Below are 24007 nucleotides of genomic sequence, written 5' to 3' on the forward strand. Positions count from 1 at the left end.
TCACCCCTCCTCATGTTCAGTGTGGTGCCCGACGATCATTTCACTGATATTTGCTCCGGCTGGAACCATCGGAAATACATTCTCTTCACGCTCAACACGGATGTCAAGAACATACGGTCCGGGATGGAGAAGAGCTGTCCGGATTGCTGCTTCAACGTCCGATGCCCGGGTAACTGTCGCACCTTCTATTCCGTATGCCTTTGCAATCCGTTCAAAATGAACTTCCGGAAGCTCTGTATACGAGTACCGGTGCTCATAAAAGAGCTGCTGCCATTGCCGGACCATTCCAAGAAACTGGTTATTAAGCACGATGACTTTCACCGGAATATTATACTGGGCAACAGTCCCGAGCTCCTGGATATTCATCTGAAACGATCCATCACCGGCAAGAACAACAACCGGCTGATCCGGACAGGCAAAATGAGCACCCATTGATGCAGGAAATCCATATCCCATCGTGCCAAGACCACCTGAACTGATCCACTGCCGGGGCCTGGTGAATTTAAACCACTGGGCTGTCCACATCTGGTTCTGCCCTACTTCACTGACAATAACCCCTTTATCAGCAAGAATTTTGGCCAGGGTTTTAATTACAAACTGCGGGTACAATTTTCCGTCAGAATTGTACCTGAGCGGGTGATTCTTCTTCCACCCAGCGACTGTTTCAGACCACTCCGGATGTGGACAGGACTCAGGAATCTTTTTGATAATATCGGTCAGAACACTTTTTGCATCACCGACAATAGGAACGTCAGGCTGCTTATTCTTCCCTATTTCCGCAGGATCAATGTCAATATGAATGACCTTTGCCTGTGGAGCAAATGCCTCAATCTTTCCAGTCACCCGGTCATCAAACCTGACACCAATGGAAAAGAGCAGGTCTGACTCGGTAATGGCATAATTAGCATATTCGGTCCCATGCATCCCGAGCATTCCAAGATTTAACGGATGATCAGTCGGAATACATCCAAGTCCCATGAGGGTGGTTGTTACCGGCATACAAAGTCGTTCAGCCAGCGTTACCAGTTCTGTCGACGCATCAGACAAAATAACCCCGCCTCCGGCATAAATAATCGGTCGTTTTGCCTGAAGTAACAGATCAACAGCCCGCTGAATCATTCTGCTATGACCCTGGCACCTTGGTTTGTATCCCCTGAGCCGTGGCTGATCATCAGGGCCGTCAGTATCCGGCACCATTGCGGTGCTGACATCCTTTGGAATATCAATAAGAACCGGACCTTTTCTTCCGGTACCTGCAATATAAAATGCTTCCCTGATGATCCGTTTCAGATCACGGGCATCCTGAACCAGGTAATTATGCTTGGTAACCGGCATGGTGATTCCGGTAATGTCTGACTCCTGGAACGCGTCATTTCCAAGAAGTGAGGTAGGAACCTGTCCGGTTATTGCAACCACCGGAATAGAGTCCATATATGCGGTTGCAAGTCCGGTGACCAGATTGCAGGCGCCCGGACCCGAGGTAGCAAGACAGACTCCGGTTTTCCCGCTCGCCCGTGCATAACCATCTGCTGCATGAATTGCGGCCTGCTCATGACGAACAAGGATATGACGAATATCTGCATCATAGAGTTCGTCATAAATCGGGAGAACAACACCGCCCGGATAACCGAAGATGATGTCTACTCCCTGTTCCTTTAAACCTTCAATCAGTATTTGTGCTCCGCTTTTCATGATAATCCCTCAGAAGACGGTTCATCCCCGTGATGACCGCCTCCACACTGGCCTGGATAATGTCAGTCCTGGCACCGCGTGATGTTATCGTTTGTCCGTCTTTTCTAAGTTTTACGGTAACTTCTACCATGGCGTCGGTTCCACCGGTAACCGCATCCACATGATACTCTTCAAGCCTGATATCTCCGGCAATCGAAACCGACTCCTGCAATACCCGGAGTGCCGCATCAACTGGTCCATCGCCGGTTGCAGCTCCGGTTACATCCTTCCCATTTACCTGCATCGTTACTGATGCAGTCGGAATAACATTTGTGCCGCTGACCACGGTGTACTGTTTAAGCGAGATGACCGGTTTACACTCAAGCATCATGACCGAATCGGTGATGGCCATGACATCGGTATCAGTAACCCGCCTTCCTTCATCACCAAGAGCTTTTATCCGTTTGACAATCTCTTCGAGCTGGCGGGGATTTGGTGAATACCCAAGTTCTGTAAGGGCAGATTTTACCGATGCAGAGCCGGAGTGCTTTCCAAGAACTATCCGTCGTGTCCTTCCCACAAGTTCAGGAGCAATCGGTTCGTATGTCCGGCTGTCCCGGAAGAGCCCGTGGGCATGAATACCACTCTCATGGGTAAATGCCATCGTTCCGACAATCGGTTTGTTGATTGCAAAGGGAACTCCGGTCAGACGAGAAACCAGAATAGACAGAGGATAAATCTTCCTTGTTGCAATACCGGTGTCTATTTTGTACAGGTGTTCAAGGGCCATGACTACCTCTTCAAACGGGGTATTTCCTGCCCGCTCTCCAAGCCCGTTGACCGTTACATGACAGCACGATGCACCAGCTTTTAGTGCTGCAAGGGTGTTTGCAAGGGCCAATCCAAGGTCATTGTGACAATGAATACTGAGTGGGGCGAGACAAAGAGGAGGAATTATCTCTGCTGTCACTTCAGGTGTCAAAACTCCAACCGTATCACAAAAACAGAGCCGGTCTGCACCATGCTCTATTCCTGCTGCATAAAGAGATCGGAGGAACTCAGGATCTGCCCGTGAAGCATCTTCACCGGAGAGTTCAACAATAAGGCCCCTTTCTTTGGCATAGGAAACAGCCTCCATTGCCATTGAAAAGATCTGTTCACGGGTCTTCTGCATCTTTCGTTCAATGTGCAGGTCTGAAACCGGAACGACAAGATGAACTGAATCAGCCCCCGCATCAGCGGCACAATCAATATCCTGCGCTAAAGCCCGGACATATGTGCAGCATTCTGCAGAAAGACCAGCCTGTGTAATAAGCCTGATAGCTTCACGTTCTCCTTCTGAAGCCACGGCTGAGCCTGCTTCTATGACATGAACCCCGATGTCTGATAATGCAGTGGCGATTTCAACCTTGTCAGAAGGTGACAGGGAAACCCCCGGAGTCTGTTCGCCGTCACGAAGCGTTGTATCCAGGAATCGAAACTTTTTATTACGCAATAAAGCACTCACTCATAGGATTATACTCCTAAAAGAATGTCGTCTTTACAATGCATATAAATTTTGTATGGAAAGAGGATCCTATTTATATGCTGGTGCATAGAAGAGAATGTTTTGGTGCATGACGCAGGAGCAACGAATAAAAAATTGGGCACTAATGAAAGTGAATTATCGTGCCTTTGCCTGCACTCGCGGCTCGATAAGTGTCCAGAGCCAGTCTGCCATCTCGCGAATATTCTTAGTCTGCACATATACTTCTCCAGGACCGGTGATATCAGTGACAAGGAACTCTCCGCTCAAAAGGGTTTCCTTCCATCCGCCAAACTTTGTTACCTGATACTGACAACTGTCACTGAATGCAACAAGATGATAATTATCAACAATAAGCCGTTCTCCTGCTCCAAGAACATGTTTGTCAATAGCCCCGAATGTATTGATAAAAAGAAGACCTTCTCCGGACGTTTTAATCATAAAAAGACCCTGTCCAAAGACACCTTTGGTAAAACCCTGCCATTCTATGTCCAGGTTCACTCCTTTTTCAGATGCAAGGTACGCTGCTTTCTGAATGATGAATCCTTTTCCGGGAACAACAGTAAGAGTGTCCACATCTCCGAGTGGCGCTGCGGAAAACCCGGCTTTACCAGCCGCATTTGTTGCGGTAAATTCATTCACAAAAAAAGACTGCCCTCCGATAAGAGCCAGACCGATTGTTCCAAGCAATCCTTTTTTCCGCATGTGTGTATGCACTTCAATCGTCGGATGCATCCAGCTCATGGACCCGGCTTCAGCAGTAATCGATTCACCCGGCTTAAGATTTACTTCAAGAAGTGCATATGATGGTTTATACTTAATCTCATACTCCATAATGGATTCCTAGCAGATTCAACGATGTAAGATAATATAAGCACTCTGGTCTTTGTCAATTGAAACCTGGTGCGATGAATGCGCGATGGTGCACCACATTTACAGACAGTGGTGGTGAAAAGGGAAAATTATGCTGACTCTGGGGAAAAATGATATCACGTCCACCCCAATGAATGCTAAGATAACAAGACAAGAGGCTATCATGTTAGAGAAATATTATGACAAGGATGCCGATATGTCTGCCATCTCATCAAAGACGATTGCAGTCATCGGGTATGGATCCCAGGGCAGAGGTCAGGCGTTAAACCTGAAAGACAGTGGCCTTAAAGTCGTCATCGGTCTTCGTCCGGGAAAAAGCTGGGACCTTGCAAAGAGTGAAGGCTTTGAAGTGATGGAAGTTGCCGATGCTGCAAAGAAGGCTGATGTAATCCAGATCCTCATCCCTGATGAACACCAGGGTGCAGTATATCGGGAACAGATTGCAAAAGGGCTTACCAAGGGCAAGACGCTCATGTTCTCACATGGATTCAATATTCATTTTGGTCAGATTGTCCCTCCCGGCGATGTTGACGTGGTAATGGTTGCACCAAAAGGACCCGGTCACATGGTACGCCGTACCTACACCGAAGGGAAAGGTGTACCGGCACTCATTGCCATTGAGCAGGATGTAACAGGAAAAGCAAGAGCCATTGCACTTGCATATGCAAAAGGAATCGGAGCTACCCGTGCGGTCGTCTTTGAGACCAGTTTCCGTGAAGAGACCGAGACAGATCTTTTCGGAGAACAGGCAGTCCTGTGTGGCGGGATGACCTCACTTATCAGGGCCGGATTTGAGACCCTTGTTGAAGCAGGATATGCTCCTGAAATGGCATACCTCGAGGTCCTGCATGAGACAAAACTTATTGTTGATCTCATCTACGAAGGTGGATTTACCAAAATGAGAAACGCAATCTCTAACACCGCTCAATTTGGTGATCTGACCCGCGGACCACGGGTTATCGGGCAGGAGTCATACCTTGCCATGCAGGAAATCCTCGAAGAGATCCAGACCGGAGCATTTGCAAAAGAGTGGATGCTTGAGAATATGGTAAACCGCCCGGTATTTACCGCTCTGACCCGTGCTGACGAAGAGCATCTCATCGAAGAAGTAGGAAAAGAGATCCGGGCCACCATGCCCCAGTTTAAAGATCTGAATAAATAATCATATCTTTTTTAAGGCCTTACAAAGGACCATAAACCGTTCAAGATCCGGCAGAATATCAGATGCACGTTTTCGTATTGATCTAACACTGTCGTTTCTGAGGTTCATCCCACAGTGAGCCAGGTTATTTCGTAAATCAGAGATCCGAACCCAGATGAGCACCATCTCTTTCCAGTCCGGATACTTGGTGAGGATATCAGAATATTTTGTCTTTTCAAATAATTTCTGCTGCATGAGAAGTCCGCCACCAGTCAGGGTCCGGGATACCTGGTGACGAATATCTGCATCCCTCCAGAGGGTTTCAAGATCCATCAGAATCATAAGAAGCGTAATCAGGACTTCCCTTGCCAGAGTTACGGCCTGCAGATACAATCCTTTTTCAATCTGAAACGAGATAAGAACAATCTGTTTTTCAACGTATGCGAACGAACACCGGTCAGGTTCAGGTTCTGCTGCCATACCGGACAGATCCCTCGCAGCAGCAAGGACCGGGATTAAGGTCGGAGCAAACCGCTCGAGCTCTTCGTTAACCTCATCAATGTCACGGACTATTCCGGATGCAGCATAGAGAGCTTCAACCGGCCGGGCCAGACGGACAGAATCGCTGAATTGTTTTAAAAGAGTTGCAAACCCGGTCAGCCGGACCGGAGGATTTTTCTCCGTTCCTGACCGGTGAATGGTGCCCTGGAGATTGTTGAAGAGAGTATACACCGGTTCTGCATCAACATAACTGGTCACTGCCCTGACTCCTGCGATCCAGTCAGGTATCTCCATCATCGGTTTAAGGTCAACAAACCTGCAAAACCCATCATCCTGCACCTCTGGAGCATATATGATACCGGATATCCGGACATTGTGTACTGATTTAAGGTAGGATGCGGCAAGAAAGGTCATAAACGGAAGGGAGTGGCATCCTGAAGTAATGTCAAACATAACCTCTTCCTTTTCATGTACTGCATTGCACATTGTGCTGAATATCTCAAAGAGCTGGGTTTCATCAGTCCCATACGGAATCCAGGTCTTTTTTACCGGAATATTTCTACTTTCAAGGAGTGAGGCCAATCCTGCTGCAGCTGGATCTGAAAGGAGGAGGGTGATATCTTCCGGATGATAGAGATGATAAATTGCCTCCTGCACGATATCTGTCTCAATACAGGTAGTATCACGACAGTATCGTCGTTTTTTCAATGAGCCCTGACCAGCAAAAGAGATACACCGCATCTGATTCATTCATTTATCCACAGGCCTATATGTAATTACATAGTATTCACGGCATGATTCATGAAAATTGCATTTGTCTATGATGTGCTCTATCCGGAGACCATCGGCGGAGTCGAAAAACGTATTTACGAAATCGGGACCAGGCTTGCTCTCCGGGGACATGAAGTACACCTTTTTCCCATGTCAATAGAAGGAAATGGGACAATTTTTCGGGATGGTCTTATCATCCACCAGGTCTGCAGACCGGTGGGCCTTTATACCGGAGGAAGACGATCGGTATTTCAGGCACTCTGGTACACATTTCATCTTTTTCCGGTTCTGTTCAGGGTCAGGGTAGATGTCATCGATTGTCAGAATTTTCCATATTTTCCGGTTTTCGTCTCCAGATTAATTGGGTATCTGAAAAAAGAGCGATGTATTATCACCTGGCATGAATGCTGGGGTCAGTACTGGTACCAGTATCTTGGAAAAGCAGGGCTTATGGGGAGAATCATAGAGAAACTGACTCTTATTCTATCCAACACATCCATTGCCGTATCCCGTCATACTGCAATAAGAATGAAAGAAGAGGGGTATGACAAAGAAATCAGTATTGTCCCAAATGGAATTACCCTCTCAGAAATTAATCAGGTCATGCCGGATGGAAAACCAATCGACATCATCTTCATCGGACGGTTTATTCCGGACAAACACCCGGAGATGATTGTAGAAGCGGTCAGGATACTAACCCGCGAATATCCGGACCTTTCATGTATCATGATTGGGGACGGGCCGATGATGTCCCAAACCAAATCGTTGATCAATCACCATGCTCTTTCGAAAAATATTCAACTTGCAGGATTTATTACAGATTATCGTAAAGTCCTGGGTATACTTAAGGCAGCACGGGTGTTTGTACTTCCCAGTGAACGGGAGGGATTTGGTATTGTGTGTATCGAGGCAATGGCCTCTGGTCTTCCCATTATTACAACCCGGTACCCGCTCAATGCCGCATCAGACCATGTCCTTTCCGGATGCGGGTACTGTGCAGAGCCTTCCCCGGCAGATATTGCCAGAGGAATAAAAACTTATCTTACCCAGGAACCGGATTATGAATGTATGCGAACTTATGTCAGGGAACATGACTGGGACATAATTTCCCGCTCGCTTGAAGCGTTCTATCAGTCTGCGATATGTAATAAATAACGAATCTTTTCAGATATCCTGCATGTCCTTATGCCATCGCATCAAATCTGGAGTATGGAAGAGAAGAAATTTTCTCTGGATGGAAGAGAAGTCACCGGTTATATCATTCCTATCGGCCCGGTAAATCTGGTATTTGCACAAACAAACAAGGGCCTTGTCGGATGTGGCGCTATTGATGTTATCGCACTAGAAAAATTTAAAATTCCGGCGGTCAAAGTCCGTCCGACAACTGCAGATTCTGTCAGAAATATTGATGACCTGCTAAAAGGCGTCGTTGCTCTAGCTAATTCTTTTGCAAAAGAAGCAGGAATTGTTCAGGATATTTCAGGAGAAGAGGCACTTAAAAAACTTCTCTGAACAAATTTTTATCCGATAGTCCGGACGGGCACTTTTTTAAGGAAGAATGAGATAATGAAGTGTATGTTTTCCCATATTCTCACCGGAGTCGATGGTTCAAAAGAGAGTTTTCGTGCTTTAAACTACGCATTATCCCTGGCTAAAGTGTATAACAGTAAGGTTGATGTCATGTATTCCATTCCTCCACGGGTATATGCAGAACTTGCAGACCGGGAGGTTCGAATTGAAGAACCATCCGGAGATGTAAAGTTCATCAGTATGTTACAGCAGGAAGAGAACCATATCAGGGATTTAATTCAGGGTGTTGCAGGAGAAGCAGGGGTTGAAATTGGTTTTCATACCCGTGTCGGAGACCCTGTTGATTCCATGGTTGAGTATGTAACCGGTTCAAAAGTAGATCTCATTGTTGTCGGATCAACCGGAAAAGGGATGGCTGACCGGCTCATTCTTGGAAGTGTCAGCACCGGAATAGTTCATAAAAGTCCGGTTCCGGTCCTGGTTACAAAACCGGAAGAAGAAAAATAAATCTTTTCTCCTGAATTATCAGGATATATTATCATAGACATTCGCATTTATCTTTGCGATAAAGACTGACCAGAGTGGTGTCAGAATGAAGGCTGCAAGCCAGCCGATAATGGGTATTAGTGAAAGTCCGGATAGTATCAGGAACAGGACAGACATCAGAACCCAGACGATTACCCACATGACGATATAACCGCCCCAGCCAATTCCATCAGATATCCGACTGGTAATGGCTCCGACACTAAAAGCATCAAGGAGTCTTCCGGACCTTGAAAAATGAATAAATGCCATGTTCATGATCAAAGAGATCAATAAAAAAACCAGGAATGCAACAAGGATTCCAAGACTTCCAATTAAAAGCCCACTGATCTCAACAATTTTTCCTTCCGCAAGGAATCCAGCAATGAGCGAAAGCACACCAATTGCACCAAACGCAACCGCAATGATGATAGCCGGAATCAGATAGAGAATTGTGACGATATTCATCTTCCAGCCGTCAATGAAAAGTCTGCCATATTCATCAAGTTCCGGAGCAGTGTCTCCCGGAGTTCCATATACTCTTACCAGGTACCCACTTGCAAGTGGGACGAGGTTTAAGGTTATGAGCTGGATTATCGAAATTACAATCAGGACAATCCATCGTTTCCAGTGATCAATCAATCCGGTTTTTACGTAATCGGATGCATTTGATAAAATAAGGGAATACGATGCCATGATAAAAGTATATTTTCAGAGAGTATAAGGCTATTCATCCGGTTAATTTTAAAATATGCTCAATCATTGAGGATAAACATGTGCGAAGTTATATCTATGGTATTCCGGGTATGCCTCGAACCCGTCAAGGAATGGAAATTGATTATTTGTCCAATAAATTGAAGGGGTGTAATAAAAAATTACTGTATTCCATCCTCTATCAAAAAATTTGGCATTACAAAGTTCCTCTCCGTGATGTCTAGACAAACCACCAGGGATTGAATCAGATTCTTCAGTGGTATGCCCTGCCCCTCCTGACTTTGATGAGGGAAGGGAATGCGATTTCCAGATGTTCTTCACATGAAATGGCTATGCCATGAGATCAGCTGGAGGTATAGAAATGGAAGGAAGAAAGTAGAAAGAACCTCAGTATTCAATGAATTACCTGGTACATGAGGACGTATCAATTTTTCAAGTAAAAAAAATATTCACTTAAAGTAAAGATGATAAGAAACAGTGAACCATATGGGATTTGGAATTCTATCTCAACCCGGAGGCACCATACCAGTAAACCGTTGTTTACTATTAAAGCAAAAACGGGATGCTATTATGGTTCTTGCAAAAAAAATATGGAGTATATAATATCAGGGTATGTGGCTCTGTGGCAAGAGGAGAAGATACTGCTTTGAGTGATATTGATCTTCTTGTAGAAATGGAGCAGGGAAGAAGCCTATTATCACTTGGTGCTTTTCTCATGGATCTTCAGGATCTTCTCGGATGCAAAGTGGATGTTCTCATGGAACAGGGTCTTAAAAAACGGGTTCTGGAACGGGTTTTAAAAGAGGCAATTCCTTTATGAGGGATGATAAAGACCTACTTCAGGACATTTTCGATGCAATCGAAGCAATAGAGAAGTATACATCTCTGGGAAATGGTGGTACATGACATTCCTGTTCTGAAAAATAATATCAAAATCCTCATGAGCAAGTTTTCATCATAAATCCCCAAAAAGAGAAAGGACACATAAAGATTGGATCTACAACCAGGCTGTGTAATAATATAAGATTACTACCGATCAATATATTTCCGGATCAAAAATATTATTTAATATATTCCGGATCGAAAAAGAAATTACACGTACAATGTCCGGCCTGTTCAAGCTCATGCACATGAAATGCACATGGGCAGACAAGAACCTTGTCTTTTTCTTTATCTCCGGATCGAATACGACACGGGCAGTACCGTTCCCCATACTTTTCTGACATACGGGAAAGACCTTTTATCACTGCATTTCGTTGTTTTGCATCAGGATTCAGGACCCATCCCTTCGACCGGGAATACTCGAGAGCCCAGTTTTTAATTTCTTCTTCAGTTTCTGCCACAGGATCTCCCTTCTATCTCTTAAACCCGCACTCACTTCAATATAATGGATCGCAGATGAGAAAAATTCAAAATTTTGGTGAATACCTTTCGGGAGTGAATGATACTCCACCCTATACCGTAGTTATACCCCGGCTCCCGGAATGATTCGGTTAAGCACATTCCGGTATGCAGTGATAACATCTCCTTTGTCAAACCGGTACACATCCTTGTCAAATGATTCACCGGTCTTCTTATCCCAGAGCCGCATGGAGTCCATGCTTACCTCATCACCAAGGAAAATCTTTCCCCCTGCTTTTCCAAACTCAAGCTTAAAGTCTACAAGACGGATTCCACACTCATCAAAAAACCGGGATAACACAGTATTTACCCGAAGTGCCATCTCCTTCACCTGTTTGAGTTCATCAGCATTTAGAATATGAAGCACCTGGATTAGATCATCATTGATCATCGGGTCTCCCCGTTCATCATCCTTGTAATCTGTGGTCACTATAGGCCAGTCAAGAACGGTCCCTTCAGTTACCGGATATTTCTTTGTCATTGAACCGGCAGCAACATTCCGGACGATAACCTCAAGAGGAATCATCGTAAGACGCCGGACAATCATGGTATCGGGGGAGTTCATCCGGATATAATGAGTAGGGATACCCTCCGACTCAAGCATCTTCATAAAAAACTCGGATGCGGTAGCGTTCAGTTTTCCCTTATCAGTAAACTGGTCGTGCTTGACTCCATTGAATGCAGTCATGTCATTTCTGAAGACGACAATCAATTCATCAGGGTTTTCGCTTGCAAACACTGATTTTGCTTTCCCCTTGTACAGGGGTTCTGCCGGTATCACGAATGTACCTCTCGTATGTATTTTGTTCTCAAGACAGATGATACGATCCCCAAGTCTTTCATGAAACCATCCTTTCCGGATATACTGAGGATAGATACACAGACGTTCACGCAGTGTATATCCGGCGGTTAACGTTACCAGTTCATCAAAAGCAGGCCATGGGTGCTCAGGATTTACATAGTCAATTGTCACCGGGGAAATCCCGCCAAGATCAGTAACTCCACATGGCAGAATTTCTGCAGCATCTGCAAGATTGGGAGGAATCTGAATCGCGATATCAGAAGGAAGAATTTCTTTTGCCATCCGAACCGTATCCTGCATATCCTGAAGGGTTGCACCCGGAAAAGAACTCATATCTGTTCCGGGTTTTGGACAGAAATTCTGGATAATAATCTCCTGAATATGTCCATACTTCCGGTGCAGGGCAGCAATAACCTCTAACGATTCCCTCCGGTCAGCGATAGTCTCCCCGATTCCAAGTAAAATTCCGGTAGTAAACGGAATTTTCAGTCTTCCGGCATCCTCTATCATGGCAATCCGCCGGCTTGGGACTTTTCCCGGACAGTTCCGGTGAGCAGGAATATCTGCGGTTGTCTCCAGCATCAGACCCATACTGGCATTCACATCAGACAGATACCTCATCTCATCAGCGGTCATAATTCCGGCATTGGTATGAGGGAGAAGACCCAGACGAAGGGCCTCTTCAGCCATGTTATGACAGTATTCAAGGATGGATGAGTACCCGTACCTCTCAAGAAAAGGCATAAATCCTGCCACTTCTTCAGGATGTTCTCCGAAAGTGAAGAGTGCTTCCGTGCACCCGGCCTCAGCTCCGCGCTTTAGTATTCTCATAACCTCTTCAGGTGAAAGAACACACCCCTCTCCGGGCGGGCGACGGAAGATACAGTACCCGCACGCATTTCTGCAGACAAAGGTAAGCGGCAGAAAAACATTCCGCGAATACGTGATTACCGGTGACATCGTACCAGTGCTTTATGCATGGGATCCATATGGTGGTTTTGAGTCAGACAGTTGATGTCGATCCTTTTTTCCATTCCTGATGGCAACGTTTGTTTCAAAGATGCGAATACCTGTAGTTATACCATATAAACCAATAAACCCAAAGACCCGTCTTTCCTGTATCCTGACAGATGAAGAACGACAGAACTTTGCATATATGATGCTCCGCGATGTCGTTGATGCGGTGAAAGATGCCGGGTGCTTTCCGCTCATCCTCGCAACCGCACCAGTAGAGCTTGATGATGTACCGGTTCAGATCCTTGAAGAAGGGCTCAATGAAACTATAAACGGATTTTGTGAGGGAAATGATGACCCTCTTGCTATTGTCATGGCAGATCTTGCTCTTGCAGACCGGTCATCTATCATCTCCCTTCTCACTTCAGGAGGGGATCTCGCGATTGCTCCCGGCCGGGGAGGAGGAACCAACGCTATCTATGTCAGGTCAGCAAAGACATTCAAGGCCCAGTATTATGGAATGAGTTATGAAAAACATGTAAAATATGGTAATGACAACAGCCTGATGATAAAAATTATCGATTCATTCAGGCTGTACTGTGATATTGATGAGCAGGACGATCTCATCGAGGTGTTTATCCATAATCAGGGCCATTCCAGGGACTGGCTTGTCGGGCATGGTTTTGAAATTGCCATGAAAAAAAGCAGAATCGGGGTAAAAAGGCCCGGTTTTTCTCTTTCAGACTGATACAGGGTCAGGAAGCATCATCGCAGTCTTTTCATCAGGAACAACCGGAATATCGATTCCGAGAAATTCCATGATGACCGCTTCAATAATAATATAAACTTCAGCAGTCTCCCGAAGGCATCCGGTAAGGGCTTTTCCTCCCCTTCCGGCAGATACATGAAGGTGAATTGCCGGGCCATCATCTCCTGACCGGATAAATCCGGTCCCGATTACTTCATGGGCCAGACCAATATCTTCACGATGAGGATCCGGAGGCAGAACATCTTCTTTTGGCCCGGTGACAAGAGTTCCCTTCTTTACCGCTCCGATAAGATGAATAACACCTGACCGGATCTCATTTTCCCGGACAAATGAATTGATAATTTTTATCGGATCTTCACCATGTTCAATGTGCAGGTAAAATACCCGGCCTGCTGTTCCGGCTGCATATTTCATACCCACAGGTTGACCCTTAAGGTACATCAGGGATGTGGTAGGTCAGGTCTTTTTCCCATCACCCGGAATTGCCGGATCAATCCCATAATCCCTCCGGGTATATGAATATTTATCAGAAATGCCTCCCTGAAGCACAATATAATACCACTCGTAAATTGTCTTCCAGAATCCGAATTCGTGATACCGCCGAAAATCAAATCCGACTTTCATATCCGGGGCAAATTTCACTGCACCTTCTTTTCGCATCCGGACTGCAATCTCAAGGTCATCACCGGCATCCATGATCCGATACATCCCGGCACGCAGGAGTGCAGCTTTTCTAAAAGCAGTATTACATCCGAGTGTATAGTAATACAATCGTGAATGGGCACCAAGCCGAATCAGACCGTTAAAAAGAAGGGCATATCTCCGGTCAGTTTCAGTTTTTTCAATGGGAATTACCGGACCGAAAGAAAGGACCACATCCGGATTTGAGAATGCCCCGATTGCTTCTTCCACCCAGTTCGGCGCAACAATGCTGTCAGCATCGGTTGTTGCAACCAGGTCGTACTGTGCCCGGAGAAACCCGTCATTTCTTGCTCCAGCCACCCGGGAGGACTCCTGGATAAAGACCTGGTCTGCATATTTTTCTGCAATATCGCGGGTTTTATCCTTTGAACCTCCATCCACGACTATGAGTTCATACCGGTCACGGGGAATGGTCTGGTTTGTCAGTGCAATAAGGCTTCTTTCGATACGTTTTTCTTCGTTATATGCGGGAATTACAATCGATATCATAAAGCAGAAAATTACCTAAGTCAGATAGAATACTTATATACTGATATCCCCTTACATAGAAGGTTTACCAATAATACCATTTCTGAACATAAATTTATCATCTGGAGCTGAAAAATCCTGAAACTCTCATCCCGCACCCTGTTTGCTATCTCATTACTCTTTAGTTTCTCTGTAATAGTGCTGGTTTTTGCGACAACATTTACCGAAGAGACCATCGGTTACATCCTTTCGTTTAATATTTTCTTTCTCCTTTTAGCGATAGGATTCCGAATTCTGGCCCTGATACTCTGGGGACTAAGGATTGTTCTGATGTCCCGGTCACTTGGTTACCGAGTAGGTCTCTTATATTCTCTGAATATGGTATTAGCTGGGCTCCTTGCAGGAACGATTACTCCGGGTCAGGCTGGCGGTGAACCGGTGAGGGTGCATGAACTCTTCAGGGCCGGAGTAAAGATTGGGGATGCAACTGCGGTTGTCATTATGGAACGGGTTCTTGATGGAATTATTCTCACCATCATGGGAATTATCATCATGCTCATGACAAGAGAGATGTGGAGCACTTTTAGCACCAGTCTTATCATCCTCATCATTGTTGCCTGGGTATTTCTCATGAGTTTTCTCTTTATCCCCTTCCTTGCAATCAGGTACCCATCCAAAATGAAATACCTCATCCTCCGTTTCATTTCATGGATAACCGGAAAACTTTCAAAGACAAGACTTTCATCATCCAGGATCTGTGCCTGTGCCGATACAGAAATTGATAATTTTTTTGAGAGCATCACCCGGTTTACCGGATCATCCGGATGGGGGCTTATTGCAGGGGGAGGAGCAACGGCTCTCTTCTGGATTACCGAATTTTTGGTAGCCTCAGTCATCCTGATGGGCCTTGGACTTGAGCCGTATATCGTCCTCTCATTCTTCTTCCAGATCCTGATAGCAATTATCATGATGATACCAACAACACCCGGATCATCAGGTATCACAGAATTATCCACATCATCCCTCTATGCTCTTATCGTTCCGGCCGGAATGCTCGGAATATTTGTCCTGCTCTGGCGGTTTGTTACATTTTACCTGAATATTATCCTGGGGACGATAGCAGGCATGTTTATCGTCCACCGGGAGATTAAAACCAGGGCAGATAATAATGAAGAAGAACAGGAAGAAGCAGAACCAGAGACTAAGTAAAAGAGGTGACGAAGAAATTTAAATCCGGTTTGCTGCCACAGATGCAGAAACAGGGGATTCTGATACCGGGAACGATGCCTTTTCCCACCGGTCAAGGACTTCAGAACCCTCAATGAATGCAAGATTGTGCCGGTGTGCATATCTCATTGCATCTTCCTTGGAGAGGGCATACCCGGATTCATCGTCAAGCATCTCACAAATTGTTATGGTTGGGTTAATTCCCGCCATTTCGGCCATGGCAACTGAGAGTTCGGTCTGACCATGCCGCTGGGAAAGGAGCTTTTCTGCTGCAATCAGGATGGGCATGTGTCCGGGAGTCCGGAACTGCTCCTTGAAAGATGGTCGTTCTCCACTCAGAACCGCCTGAACTATTTCTGCGATAGAGGTCACCGTCTTTGTCCGGTCACGGTCAGTAATTCCGGTAAAGGTATCGCGGTGATTTACCCATAGTGAGAAGGACGAATTATTAGAAGGATCGTACGGGATGTCTCCGAGTTTTTCGACCATGGCACAATTCCGGAGGACTTCCCGTGCAAAGGGAAGACCTAAGGTTTGTGCTGCAAGGAACGGAATTGCAGTGCAGATAAGCCCACCGGCTTCATTTCTCATCCGGCAGATATCCGGAGCGGTTATCATATCCGAACGGATGGCGAGATCTGTTTCACGTTCACGGTCATCAAAATCATACAGCAGGACCATTTCACCCTGCCTGAGTGCAGAATATGCGTCAATATTCATAATGTCACCTCTATTGATACTTCATCCCCGTCTTCAAGAGAGAACCTCTTTCGAAGCCCTTCAGGGGAGATAATTTCAAGGAGTTCTTCCGGGTAATGAGTCCGGCCAGGAATGACAATTCCACACGGAACATCCCGAAAAAAACAGGGCAGACATTTAACATTCCCAAATGTCCTGCCTTCTGATTCAAACCCCTGGGCTATCTTCCAGTCAGCTCCGGAGAGTCGTTTTCGCTGGAGTGTTGAAGTCTGATGTAGTCTGACGTTCAGGGTTCCGGGAAAGGGAGTAAACCCAAGTAATCCCTGAAACTGATCAGTGTACTTAGGAAGGCTCATATAATATGCACCTTCACCAAGTCCGGACTGGACTATCCCGCAAAGAATAATGGTCTTTTCCTGTCTGCCAAACAGCCGGTAATAATCACAGTATTCCTGCCGGAGTGCATCTTCTCCGGTATTTGTAATGGTTACCTGTTGTCCGTCGGTTCCAAGCACCCGGGTTATCAGTTGCTGCTGCTCTAACGAGCGTAATCTTCGGGATGCGGTCTGGGGACTAAAGCCTAATTCGGATCCAAGACTTAATGTTTTGAGGAAAACAGGAGCATTCAGACCACCCATGAGGGCAATCCGTTTGATACATTCCAGATCCTCCGGAGCAACCATATAATATCATATCTGGGATGGATCCTATTAATGTGTTTCCATATATGGAAGAGATCCCACAAATGGAAGGTGAGGTATCACTGGTCATCGGGGAGATTCAGATTTTACTTTGAAAAGATAATAGATATGGAGTAGTTGTAAACGTCTGGATAAAAACGCTGATCCGGGATAATAATGAAAGATATTTGCAATAGATGTGGGTATTGCTGCAGTTACATGGCCGATGTTTTTGGTATTGTGGAGCAGACGGGCCCCTTTGAATACCGGATACAGTATCTTATAACCGGAGTAGAGCAGATTGTCACCATCGATCCGGATAAAAAAGATCTTTTTACCAATACGACCATCCACGATAAACGTCCACTTGCATGTCCCTTTCTCCGATTTGATGGTGATAACCTTGCTGTCTGCACCGTTCATCAAACAAGAACGGATCTCTGCCGGATGTATTTTTGTGGGAGATAATCTAAATTCTTACTCCCACCCGACCCCGAGTCAGTTGAGCTGCTGCTCCAGATCTCCAGCATGCCAGACATCGTCAGCATCATAATATCCTTCAAGAATATGCCAAAGGTTCAGACAGAGCGGGCAGCGGATCTTCTTCTGCTCCGGATCCATCAGAAATTCATCCGGACGGAGAGAATCCCTACTCCATACTATAATGCTATTGCCCGAGAATCCGGATGAGGATACCGAAATCTCCTTTTGCAGAGATCAGATTCACAGGAGATTGATAACATATCAGAACTAATAGGAATATACTATGACTGGCGAAGGAATTACGAACGCCCCCGCTGCCCTAAAAGATCCAGTCTCGTACCCGATACCTCCCAGTTCAAGCCTTACCAACCGGATTTATGGGGTATTTCAGATTCAGGACGAATCAGTAATTGAAGAGATTGCTGAAAGTGACATCCTTGAATAATATCAGAGACTTGCCCTCCGGCCCAGGGTAATTGTTGATACCAACATTTTTGTGTACCTCACGGCTCCTCACCCACGGTTGGGACCAGTTTGCAGAGATCTCGTCTATCGTGTTGAAACCGGAGATATTCAAGGGTACATTCCTCATCCGGTTGTGTATGAAATCCTGCACCGCCTGATGATAGAAGAGATAATCAGGTCAGGAGAGGCACCTGAAGGTATTTCAGCGGTGAGATACCTGAAAAATAAACCTGAAGCGATTCAACACATGACCCTGGCATGGGATGTATTCTCTGTCCTGAGGAGTATCGGATTTGAACTGATACCCGATAGCCCGACCACGCCGGATCGCACCTTCCATCTCTCACGTACCTGTCAGCTCCTTGCGAAAGATGCTGCAATCGCAGCGATTGCACAGGAAACAGGAATATGCAACATTGCGACAAATGATCTCGATTTTACAAGAGTTCCATTTTTAACCGTATGGAGACCCTGAATCCAACGGAGAAAAGATTTCAATGAAATATCCTGATAAAAAAATGTCACTCGCCTCAAACTCACCCTACTGATCAGTAAATCTCATACCCGCTTTTCCTGAAAAATGCAATTGTGAGTGTAATGGATATACCTATGACGGATAAACAAAAAACCAGGGTAATTGAAGCCGAAAAAAACAGAGTGGTGAGGTTACCATCACCCAGATATCCGAGTATCTGATTTCAGCAGGGGTTGAGAGTTGTCCCTTGTTCAATACCCTAAATGAACTAATCCGGACCAATAAAATGATTATTGATAACCAGGGACTTCTCTGCTGGACCTATAATCCCACTCTAACAGCCCATTATCGAGCCCATCCAGAACTCCGTGTTCGATGAAACAGTTTAGTACAAGAATTATAGAACCTGACCAATTCCTTCTCCTTCGGATGTCAGGGTCAATATTTAATTTAAATCTTGAAAAATCTCAACAGGCCTGACATTGAAAATATCAGACAGTATGTGTGATAAACAAAGTTCCCGATAAGTTATCTGACTCATTCGCTTGGATGTGACCGATACAGGCGGATCGCTTCTCTGATGAGTTCACGGCCCTTATTGGTTATTGTTGGATTTTCCATGTATCTATAGAACTTTTTCGCATCATCCCCTTCCAGGACAAGGCCGATATCTATTGGTTTTGCCATAAATACTCACCCCCTGTAAGATATGATAGGAATTGTAAGAATAAATAATTGATCTGATAAGGAAAGGAGAAATATATTAAAACAATCCCAGTAGAATCAAGATCCATTTATTAGATTTTGAGATTTTGAGCAATTTGTCGGGCCCGTCTGGCTGCAGCTTTGCTCCGGTCATTTTCATATTTAAACGGATCACTATCGTATTCATGAAAACGCCGGGCATCATCCTTTGTGAGAATTATTAATGTATTGAAAGGTTCTGCCATTTTCTACCTCCTAACAGATATGAAATTTCGAAAAACCTGAAATTTACATTATTTATGTATTGTAATACATTAATTCATTCCTCTCATCCTTTTGATAGATGAAGAATTTTAGGTCAATTCGGGCAATTGGATACGTGGATGGAAAACCAAGTCCTGACAGAAAAGGGAAAAGACAGGCATGGGCCATATAACATGCAATCTCCCAGGATATCAGTTAATTAATACACATATCACGATGACTTACGAATATACGCCTGATCCGGATGAGTCTTCTTTTCAGGATACCGGGGAACCAGAAGGCCCCTTTGCACCATGGTCCGGATATAATTATTCCGAATCACTCTTTCACTCCGGTTTAATATCAATGCAATATCACCAAGGGTCTGAAAATGATCAGAGCAGATATCAAGAATGAATAATTCCATCTCTTCCTTGGGGATATTTTTCCGCCCCCTCATTCCTTTTTCAATCCTCTCTGCCAAGGGAACAGAACCGGTACTTATGAGCGAAAGAGACAGGGCATTCTCTGAATGTGACAAGCTGGGATCCAAATGTGACAAGCTCCCCTCTGAATGTGACAAGCCGGACTCCCCTTTATCATCGGTAAGATGACTCATGGTGATGGTACCCTGAGGCCGTTTCTTCGGATAATAGACTCTTCCTCGTGACTCTCCTTCCGGAACGAGAAACCCCTGATCCACCAGAATCTTCAGATCTTTTGTCAGATCAGAAGGATGGATCCCTGACATCTTCCGGATCCGCTTATGAGTTACTTCACCATCAGAATAGGCCAATGCAAGAGCGATCTTCTGCTCATGGGAGAGTGCATGAAATAATACTCCATAAGTAGAATCAAGATATGACAGAATATTCTCTGGGAAGAGGTGTATCATGCAGAGGGTCAGGGTCGTCGTATCCGGTCCGAATGACTCGACATAATGAGGATTGCGGTACTGCTCCTGTGCCCAGTTTGAAAAGATACTGGGAATACCTGATCCTGCCTGGTCCCCAAATCCTACCATCCGGAACATGACCTGCAATGCACGGTTCCGGCAGTCACTTGTACCACCATGAGCTGCCAGTTCGAGAGGGATCCGCATTGTTCCAGGATTTCTGAATATGATCCGGTCCACCCGCTTTTCAACAAGGATAGAGACTGAACTTGAATAGTCTGCATGAATGAGAGCATTTACTAATGCTTCCCGGATGGCTGCCTCTGCCGGGGTATCTTCCACCCGTTGCCCATCATGGAGATGAAACCCTGATCCGGGTGAATCAAGCACGAAAGGATTACAAGGAAGGGAAATGTCAGACACTTTCGGAAGTAATGGCAGAACTTGGAGACTCTTTTGAGTAAGTTCACGGTTTTTATCTCTCCCGGAGCAAAGCACGACCTGGCAAAGCTTCCTTGGACCTGCACGAAGACCCTCTAATCAACCCTTGCGGAACTGGAACTAATTAGACAATTCCAGAGAAAAACTGGGACCGTTGAAAGGGAAAGGAAAAGGATTGTACTCAATCCGGACCGGTGAATACCGAGCGATATTAGAGATTATAGACGAGAAACTGGTGCTCCTGGTCATCGAAGCAGATCGCCGGAAGACGATATACCGTAAATACCAGAGTTGATTGGACAATCTTTCTTATCTCTTGTAATCTTCATACTCTCTGATACGAGGTAAATTGACCTTATTTCCGGGTATAAATCCGAGACCAGTATGGGACCGGAACTTGTTACAGAGATATCGGCAGTAAGAGAATCATCTCCCCTCATAGACCGAGTGATCTCTTAAGCATCCGCAGCCATAACCCGAGAGGCATATGTCCCGTTGTCGGTCTGCCCTGAACTCGCAAACAGGAAAGATCCATCGGTGGTGAATAGTAGAGACATAATCAGCAGCATCGAACAGACCGGCGAGAACCAGGAGCAAACCCCCGGAAACAACAAATTTCCAATTCATTTTCCCGCCTCGGCTCTGAAAAAAGAAAAGGGATTATGCGAGAATACCACCGTTGTCAGGTATTGGCACAGGTTTCGATAGCAGTGACAATTGCATCTGCTTCGTAAGTAGACGGTGATAGAATCACGTATCCGTAACGGTATATTTCTCCCCGCTCGGGTGATTGAACTTGATCTGAACACTGAACCCATCCTCATAATTGTCATGGATGGAATAAACCATTGCCGAGTTCAGGACTGCGGTCCTGAAGACGGTTCTGATATGAGTGTTTAAACCTGCCAAAGTATTGTCAGTGACACTGATCCCTCCAACCGTCTTGGCCAGGGCATTTTCATAGACCACTTTTCCGGAATACCGCTCGGTTCTTTTCAGACAACCATCAATGGTTGCCCCGTATGACATAATCCATACAACCCCAGGGGTTGTTGGTGATAATGTCAGTGATGAGATTCTGGAACGTGGTCATGTTCTCAATCGGTGCGGTGAGCATCCGTACAGAACTCTTTACGGTGCTCTTTGCAACAAAGTCTGACCCTTTTTGCCTTCCTCCATCCGGATAAACCGGTGATAGTAGATTTGGTTTAAGTATTTAAATACCTAAAAAAGAAGAGAGAAAGGAGGAGAGTTTGTTTTTAATTTAGAGAACGGATAGCGTGTATGTGTGGGTAGCTGAGATAATTGAACATGCAACAGAAAGTGATCCCATTTTTGTGTCACGATAGTTTGGGGTGTTTCGTCATATTCATCTCACAAATTCAATTCTTTGCTTTCCCATTGAAATTGAACGATATTGTTGAAGAATGAGGTATTTATATTGAATGTGAAATTGAAAAGATATTATGCAAAATGATAATCAACGAAATTTATTAAGTAAAACATATAACATGGCTACTCCTCCGGAAATGGCAATGAGATGGGAAGAATATGAAAACCTTATTTTCACTCAATGGCAAGAATTACTCAATCATAATCCTAAACCATCAGAAATAGAAATACAATCATTTTTAGAACAATATCCTTCTTTGGTCCCTGGTGCATACAATATTGTTGGTGGTGAAAGCGGACACCCACCTACCCCTCATGGATTAATTTCTCAACCAACGCTTCCATCCTATCATAGTTACATACCTGATTTTCTGTGGATATCTCATAATAGCTCATGTGTTGAGCCTGTTTTTATTGAAATTGAATCCCCTAAAAAAAGATGGTTCACAAACAGTGGGACTTTTTCACAGGATTTTAATCAAGCATTAGGTCAATTAGAAGATTGGAGAGTGTGGATAAAAGAACCCATTAACCAGATTTCTTTCAAATCATTTTATGGATTAGATAAATATCCATATAATGAGAGAGCTTTTGTCCCATATTTCGTATTAATATATGGGCGGAGGGAGGAAGCCACATCGAATCCAAATTGGAATAAAAAGCGTCACGAAAAAGAAAAGGATGATCTCAAGATTATGACATTTGATAGATTAACACCACATTATTAAACTCGTCAATGTGTCTGTCTTAAAGTACTTGAGGTAAACGGGAAGAAAATCTACAAAACGATATCTGTTCCCGCTACCTTAACATGGTCTCCTGGACTCGCTCAAGAACGATCATACTATTCAAATTTAGATTCTGCAATTTCTGATAATATCCACATACCAGAAGCACGAAAGGAGTTCTTAATTCAAAGACTTGATTATTGGAATGAATGGTCAAAAAATCCAAGTGTCTATGGATTTGAAGAAGAGTAAAATCGCTTGACCAATTCCATAGGGCAATTATTTTATTCCTAATTTTTGGATTCTTTAAGTAGGTTGAATTTTTCTTTCTAAATTTAGAATTTTTTCTTGATTCTTTAGAGATGGATAGGCATTTTGTATCAATTTAACCAGATTTAACGATTCTAAAAAGAAATTTTCAGTATGATAAATTTTTAAGACTGGAGTTATTCTCTCAATATAGATTTCTCTGTAATTATCAGGTAATTCTCGACCATATCCTAAATACTGATTCTCTAACTCCTGAATTTTAATGTTAAGTAAATCAAACTTGAAATACGTTTTAGCAACAATCTCCCGCATTCCTTCATTAAACCCTTCAGACATATCAGATCCAAAGAATCCCTTAGTGATAAAATAGTAATACGCGGTATTTGGGAGATATTTAAGATAGAAATTATTGCCAGACCCCCAATTAGTGAACGATGATAATTTATCAAATCCAATCCAATCGCGATTTGTTGCTCTATCCCTAACTCTTTCAAACTGATGATTTAATCCCTCATCAGATAACCGTTCTAAATTATCGAATAATTCATCGACAAGATTAGACAAAGCTTCAAAAAATTCTTTTTCTTGGTTTTTAGAAAAAGTATAGTTTATGAATGCAAGCGACAAAGTAACGGTAATGAGAACCTGGATTACTAAATTAGGAATTTCGCGAGCATTTTGATCTATCGTAAATAAATGATATGTAATGAAATAGTACAATCCCAAAATAATGAATATCACAATTAGATAGATAATTAAATTCCATATTGCAGAGGATTTCATCCATATATTAGAAAGGTGCATAACATTATTCCTTTTTTGATTAATAAAAATAAGACGCAATACTGTTTTCATGCATACCCCCTGCCATCCCGATCCGGGATAACAAACTGATTCCCATCTTTCTCCAGCCTCCCATCTTCAAGCAACCGGGCGACATGCCGGGAAACCCTCTGCCGG

General features: G+C 44.4%; 31 protein-coding genes. 13 read left to right on the forward strand and 18 right to left on the reverse strand.

Annotation, left to right across the window (positions count from 1 at the left end; translation table 11 throughout):
• The 3 genes from ilvB to DLD82_RS00175 form a co-directional block, all read right to left on the reverse strand.
• A complete protein-coding gene (ilvB, locus tag DLD82_RS00165) occupies positions 1–1692 on the reverse strand; it encodes a biosynthetic-type acetolactate synthase large subunit (protein ID WP_109939082.1) in 1692 nt (563 codons plus the stop codon).
• Entirely contained in the window at positions 1664–3178 is a 1515-nt protein-coding gene (locus DLD82_RS00170) for a 2-isopropylmalate synthase (RefSeq protein WP_181391158.1), read from the reverse strand. Before DLD82_RS00170 ends, ilvB begins: the two co-directional genes overlap by 29 nt.
• 156 nt (positions 3179–3334) lie before the next feature.
• Entirely contained in the window at positions 3335–4030 is a 696-nt protein-coding gene (locus tag DLD82_RS00175; RefSeq protein ID WP_109939084.1) for a TIGR00266 family protein, read from the reverse strand.
• Positions 4031–4232: 202 nt separating this feature from the next.
• Between DLD82_RS00175 and ilvC the strand changes: the two genes are divergently transcribed.
• Entirely contained in the window at positions 4233–5231 is a 999-nt protein-coding gene (gene ilvC, locus DLD82_RS00180) for a ketol-acid reductoisomerase (protein ID WP_109939169.1), read from the forward strand.
• Here ilvC and DLD82_RS00185 read toward each other — a convergent pair whose 3' ends face one another.
• The gene (locus DLD82_RS00185; RefSeq protein WP_109939085.1) at positions 5232–6461 is read right to left on the reverse strand and encodes a TM1812 family CRISPR-associated protein; all 1230 of its coding nucleotides are present in this window, start codon (positions 6459–6461) and stop codon (positions 5232–5234) included.
• Between the two features lie 51 nt (positions 6462–6512).
• On the opposite strand from DLD82_RS00185, the gene DLD82_RS00190 reads away from it, so the two are divergent.
• The 3 genes from DLD82_RS00190 (at position 6513) to DLD82_RS00200 (ending at position 8519) form a co-directional block, all read left to right on the forward strand.
• The gene (locus DLD82_RS00190; RefSeq protein WP_109939086.1) at positions 6513–7637 is read left to right on the forward strand and encodes a glycosyltransferase family 4 protein; all 1125 of its coding nucleotides are present in this window, start codon (positions 6513–6515) and stop codon (positions 7635–7637) included.
• A 54-nt stretch (positions 7638–7691) separates the two neighbouring features.
• Entirely contained in the window at positions 7692–7994 is a 303-nt protein-coding gene (locus DLD82_RS00195; protein WP_109939087.1) for a YunC family protein, read from the forward strand.
• Positions 7995–8057: 63 nt separating this feature from the next.
• Complete coding sequence (locus DLD82_RS00200) at positions 8058–8519, forward strand: universal stress protein (protein WP_181391159.1); 462 nt, start codon at positions 8058–8060, stop codon at positions 8517–8519.
• An 18-nt stretch (positions 8520–8537) separates the two neighbouring features.
• Here DLD82_RS00200 and DLD82_RS00205 read toward each other — a convergent pair whose 3' ends face one another.
• Positions 8538–9230, reverse strand: coding sequence for a DUF4013 domain-containing protein (locus DLD82_RS00205; RefSeq protein ID WP_109939089.1), 693 nt, complete (start codon positions 9228–9230; stop codon positions 8538–8540).
• A 595-nt stretch (positions 9231–9825) separates the two neighbouring features.
• Here DLD82_RS00205 and DLD82_RS00210 point away from each other — a divergent pair.
• Positions 9826–10068: a nucleotidyltransferase family protein gene (locus DLD82_RS00210; protein ID WP_245920320.1), complete on the forward strand. Its 243-nt coding sequence runs from the start codon at positions 9826–9828 to the stop codon at positions 10066–10068.
• Between the two features lie 241 nt (positions 10069–10309).
• Here the strand turns inward: DLD82_RS00210 and DLD82_RS00215 are convergent, their stop codons facing one another.
• Both DLD82_RS00215 and cofG read right to left on the reverse strand, forming a co-directional pair.
• The gene (locus DLD82_RS00215) at positions 10310–10591 is read right to left on the reverse strand and encodes a ferredoxin-thioredoxin reductase catalytic domain-containing protein (RefSeq protein WP_109939090.1); all 282 of its coding nucleotides are present in this window, start codon (positions 10589–10591) and stop codon (positions 10310–10312) included.
• A gap of 122 nt (positions 10592–10713) precedes the next feature.
• On the reverse strand, positions 10714–12411 hold the full coding sequence (cofG, locus tag DLD82_RS19645; RefSeq protein ID WP_394339578.1) for a 7,8-didemethyl-8-hydroxy-5-deazariboflavin synthase CofG: 1698 nt from the start codon (positions 12409–12411) through the stop codon (positions 10714–10716).
• A gap of 79 nt (positions 12412–12490) precedes the next feature.
• Here cofG and cofC point away from each other — a divergent pair, with 79 nt between their 5' ends.
• Positions 12491–13153 (forward strand): 2-phospho-L-lactate guanylyltransferase, encoded by a 663-nt coding sequence (gene cofC, locus DLD82_RS00230; protein ID WP_109939091.1) that lies wholly within the window; start codon positions 12491–12493, stop codon positions 13151–13153.
• Here cofC and DLD82_RS00235 read toward each other — a convergent pair.
• Both DLD82_RS00235 and DLD82_RS00240 read right to left on the reverse strand, forming a co-directional pair.
• Complete coding sequence (locus tag DLD82_RS00235) at positions 13145–13588, reverse strand: PPC domain-containing DNA-binding protein (RefSeq protein WP_109939171.1); 444 nt, start codon at positions 13586–13588, stop codon at positions 13145–13147. The genes cofC and DLD82_RS00235 overlap by 9 nt on opposite strands.
• Positions 13589–13630: 42 nt before the next feature.
• Positions 13631–14365, reverse strand: coding sequence for a glycosyltransferase (locus tag DLD82_RS00240; RefSeq protein ID WP_109939092.1), 735 nt, complete (start codon positions 14363–14365; stop codon positions 13631–13633).
• 147 nt (positions 14366–14512) lie between these two features.
• Here DLD82_RS00240 and DLD82_RS00245 point away from each other — a divergent pair, with 147 nt between their 5' ends.
• Positions 14513–15553, forward strand: coding sequence for a flippase-like domain-containing protein (locus tag DLD82_RS00245; RefSeq protein ID WP_281267953.1), 1041 nt, complete (start codon positions 14513–14515; stop codon positions 15551–15553).
• Positions 15554–15571: 18 nt separating this feature from the next.
• On the opposite strand, the gene ribB is transcribed toward DLD82_RS00245, so the two are convergent.
• Positions 15572–16291 carry a 3,4-dihydroxy-2-butanone-4-phosphate synthase gene (gene ribB / locus DLD82_RS00250; RefSeq protein WP_109939094.1) on the reverse strand — a complete coding sequence of 240 codons (720 nt, stop codon included), beginning with the start codon at positions 16289–16291 and terminating at the stop codon, positions 15572–15574.
• Positions 16288–16953 carry a DUF120 domain-containing protein gene (locus tag DLD82_RS00255; protein ID WP_109939095.1) on the reverse strand — a complete coding sequence of 222 codons (666 nt, stop codon included), beginning with the start codon at positions 16951–16953 and terminating at the stop codon, positions 16288–16290. The genes ribB and DLD82_RS00255 overlap by 4 nt, the downstream gene beginning before the upstream one ends.
• 174 nt (positions 16954–17127) lie before the next feature.
• On the opposite strand from DLD82_RS00255, the gene DLD82_RS00260 reads away from it, so the two are divergent.
• Positions 17128–17418, forward strand: a complete 291-nt coding sequence (locus tag DLD82_RS00260; RefSeq protein WP_109939096.1) for a YkgJ family cysteine cluster protein — start codon at positions 17128–17130, stop codon at positions 17416–17418.
• A gap of 30 nt (positions 17419–17448) precedes the next feature.
• Here DLD82_RS00260 and DLD82_RS19270 read toward each other — a convergent pair whose 3' ends face one another.
• Positions 17449–17571 carry a hypothetical protein gene (locus tag DLD82_RS19270; RefSeq protein ID WP_281267948.1) on the reverse strand — a complete coding sequence of 41 codons (123 nt, stop codon included), beginning with the start codon at positions 17569–17571 and terminating at the stop codon, positions 17449–17451.
• A 145-nt stretch (positions 17572–17716) separates the two neighbouring features.
• On the opposite strand from DLD82_RS19270, the gene DLD82_RS18320 reads away from it, so the two are divergent.
• Together DLD82_RS18320 and DLD82_RS00265 are read left to right on the forward strand one after the other, a co-directional pair.
• A complete protein-coding gene (locus DLD82_RS18320) occupies positions 17717–17878 on the forward strand; it encodes a hypothetical protein (RefSeq protein ID WP_181391160.1) in 162 nt (53 codons plus the stop codon).
• A 30-nt stretch (positions 17879–17908) separates the two neighbouring features.
• Positions 17909–18373 (forward strand): type II toxin-antitoxin system VapC family toxin, encoded by a 465-nt coding sequence (locus DLD82_RS00265; RefSeq protein ID WP_109939097.1) that lies wholly within the window; start codon positions 17909–17911, stop codon positions 18371–18373.
• Between the two features lie 537 nt (positions 18374–18910).
• On the opposite strand, the gene DLD82_RS18325 is transcribed toward DLD82_RS00265, so the two are convergent.
• The 3 genes from DLD82_RS18325 to DLD82_RS00270 all read right to left on the reverse strand — a co-directional run bounded on the left by DLD82_RS18325 (position 18911) and on the right by DLD82_RS00270 (position 20606).
• The gene (locus tag DLD82_RS18325) at positions 18911–19060 is read right to left on the reverse strand and encodes a hypothetical protein (protein ID WP_181391162.1); all 150 of its coding nucleotides are present in this window, start codon (positions 19058–19060) and stop codon (positions 18911–18913) included.
• Positions 19061–19170: 110 nt separating this feature from the next.
• On the reverse strand, positions 19171–19323 hold the full coding sequence (locus DLD82_RS18330; RefSeq protein ID WP_181391163.1) for a hypothetical protein: 153 nt from the start codon (positions 19321–19323) through the stop codon (positions 19171–19173).
• 230 nt (positions 19324–19553) lie between these two features.
• Positions 19554–20606 (reverse strand): ATP-binding protein, encoded by a 1053-nt coding sequence (locus DLD82_RS00270; protein WP_219968271.1) that lies wholly within the window; start codon positions 20604–20606, stop codon positions 19554–19556.
• Positions 20607–20832: 226 nt separating this feature from the next.
• Between DLD82_RS00270 and DLD82_RS19475 the strand changes: the two genes are divergently transcribed.
• Positions 20833–20952: a type II toxin-antitoxin system RelE family toxin gene (locus DLD82_RS19475; protein ID WP_369333087.1), complete on the forward strand. Its 120-nt coding sequence runs from the start codon at positions 20833–20835 to the stop codon at positions 20950–20952.
• 131 nt (positions 20953–21083) lie between these two features.
• On the opposite strand, the gene DLD82_RS18185 is transcribed toward DLD82_RS19475, so the two are convergent.
• Both DLD82_RS18185 and DLD82_RS00285 read right to left on the reverse strand, forming a co-directional pair.
• Positions 21084–21284 carry a hypothetical protein gene (locus tag DLD82_RS18185; protein WP_146199636.1) on the reverse strand — a complete coding sequence of 67 codons (201 nt, stop codon included), beginning with the start codon at positions 21282–21284 and terminating at the stop codon, positions 21084–21086.
• A gap of 123 nt (positions 21285–21407) precedes the next feature.
• Positions 21408–21686 (reverse strand): hypothetical protein, encoded by a 279-nt coding sequence (locus tag DLD82_RS00285; RefSeq protein WP_109939101.1) that lies wholly within the window; start codon positions 21684–21686, stop codon positions 21408–21410.
• 32 nt (positions 21687–21718) lie between these two features.
• Between DLD82_RS00285 and DLD82_RS19275 the strand changes: the two genes are divergently transcribed.
• Positions 21719–21844 carry a hypothetical protein gene (locus tag DLD82_RS19275; RefSeq protein WP_281267949.1) on the forward strand — a complete coding sequence of 42 codons (126 nt, stop codon included), beginning with the start codon at positions 21719–21721 and terminating at the stop codon, positions 21842–21844.
• Between the two features lie 279 nt (positions 21845–22123).
• Positions 22124–22777, forward strand: coding sequence for a Shedu anti-phage system protein SduA domain-containing protein (locus tag DLD82_RS00290; protein WP_109939102.1), 654 nt, complete (start codon positions 22124–22126; stop codon positions 22775–22777).
• 306 nt (positions 22778–23083) lie between these two features.
• On the opposite strand, the gene DLD82_RS00295 is transcribed toward DLD82_RS00290, so the two are convergent.
• Positions 23084–23902, reverse strand: coding sequence for a hypothetical protein (locus DLD82_RS00295; protein ID WP_109939103.1), 819 nt, complete (start codon positions 23900–23902; stop codon positions 23084–23086).
• Positions 23903–24007: the final 105 nt, after the last annotated feature.

The sequence above is a fragment of the Methanospirillum stamsii genome, from assembly GCF_003173335.1.
GTDB classification, from domain to species: domain Archaea; phylum Halobacteriota; class Methanomicrobia; order Methanomicrobiales; family Methanospirillaceae; genus Methanospirillum; species Methanospirillum stamsii.

Coding starts and splice junctions, on each gene's coding strand:
- ilvB (WP_109939082.1), bottom strand. CDS start 1,692: ATGAAAAGCGGAGCACAAATACTGATTGAAGGTTTAAAGGAACAGGGA.
- DLD82_RS00175 (WP_109939084.1), bottom strand. CDS start 4,030: ATGGAGTATGAGATTAAGTATAAACCATCATATGCACTTCTTGAAGTA.
- ilvC (WP_109939169.1), top strand. CDS start 4,233: ATGTTAGAGAAATATTATGACAAGGATGCCGATATGTCTGCCATCTCA.
- DLD82_RS00185 (WP_109939085.1), bottom strand. CDS start 6,461: ATGAATCAGATGCGGTGTATCTCTTTTGCTGGTCAGGGCTCATTGAAA.
- DLD82_RS00190 (WP_109939086.1), top strand. CDS start 6,513: ATGAAAATTGCATTTGTCTATGATGTGCTCTATCCGGAGACCATCGGC.
- DLD82_RS00195 (WP_109939087.1), top strand. CDS start 7,692: ATGGAAGAGAAGAAATTTTCTCTGGATGGAAGAGAAGTCACCGGTTAT.
- DLD82_RS00200 (WP_181391159.1), top strand. CDS start 8,058: ATGTTTTCCCATATTCTCACCGGAGTCGATGGTTCAAAAGAGAGTTTT.
- DLD82_RS00205 (WP_109939089.1), bottom strand. CDS start 9,230: ATGGCATCGTATTCCCTTATTTTATCAAATGCATCCGATTACGTAAAA.
- cofG (WP_394339578.1), bottom strand. CDS start 12,411: ATGTCACCGGTAATCACGTATTCGCGGAATGTTTTTCTGCCGCTTACC.
- cofC (WP_109939091.1), top strand. CDS start 12,491: ATGGCAACGTTTGTTTCAAAGATGCGAATACCTGTAGTTATACCATAT.
- DLD82_RS00235 (WP_109939171.1), bottom strand. CDS start 13,588: ATGAAATATGCAGCCGGAACAGCAGGCCGGGTATTTTACCTGCACATT.
- DLD82_RS00240 (WP_109939092.1), bottom strand. CDS start 14,365: ATGATATCGATTGTAATTCCCGCATATAACGAAGAAAAACGTATCGAA.
- ribB (WP_109939094.1), bottom strand. CDS start 16,291: ATGAATATTGACGCATATTCTGCACTCAGGCAGGGTGAAATGGTCCTG.
- DLD82_RS00255 (WP_109939095.1), bottom strand. CDS start 16,953: ATGGTTGCTCCGGAGGATCTGGAATGTATCAAACGGATTGCCCTCATG.
- DLD82_RS00260 (WP_109939096.1), top strand. CDS start 17,128: ATGAAAGATATTTGCAATAGATGTGGGTATTGCTGCAGTTACATGGCC.
- DLD82_RS19270 (WP_281267948.1), bottom strand. CDS start 17,571: ATGGATCCGGAGCAGAAGAAGATCCGCTGCCCGCTCTGTCTGAACCTT.
- DLD82_RS18320 (WP_181391160.1), top strand. CDS start 17,717: ATGACTGGCGAAGGAATTACGAACGCCCCCGCTGCCCTAAAAGATCCA.
- DLD82_RS18325 (WP_181391162.1), bottom strand. CDS start 19,060: ATGGCAAAACCAATAGATATCGGCCTTGTCCTGGAAGGGGATGATGCG.
- DLD82_RS18330 (WP_181391163.1), bottom strand. CDS start 19,323: ATGGCAGAACCTTTCAATACATTAATAATTCTCACAAAGGATGATGCC.
- DLD82_RS18185 (WP_146199636.1), bottom strand. CDS start 21,284: ATGAATTGGAAATTTGTTGTTTCCGGGGGTTTGCTCCTGGTTCTCGCC.
- DLD82_RS00285 (WP_109939101.1), bottom strand. CDS start 21,686: ATGTCATACGGGGCAACCATTGATGGTTGTCTGAAAAGAACCGAGCGG.
- DLD82_RS19275 (WP_281267949.1), top strand. CDS start 21,719: ATGTCAGTGATGAGATTCTGGAACGTGGTCATGTTCTCAATCGGTGCG.
- DLD82_RS00290 (WP_109939102.1), top strand. CDS start 22,124: ATGCAAAATGATAATCAACGAAATTTATTAAGTAAAACATATAACATG.
- DLD82_RS00295 (WP_109939103.1), bottom strand. CDS start 23,902: ATGAAAACAGTATTGCGTCTTATTTTTATTAATCAAAAAAGGAATAAT.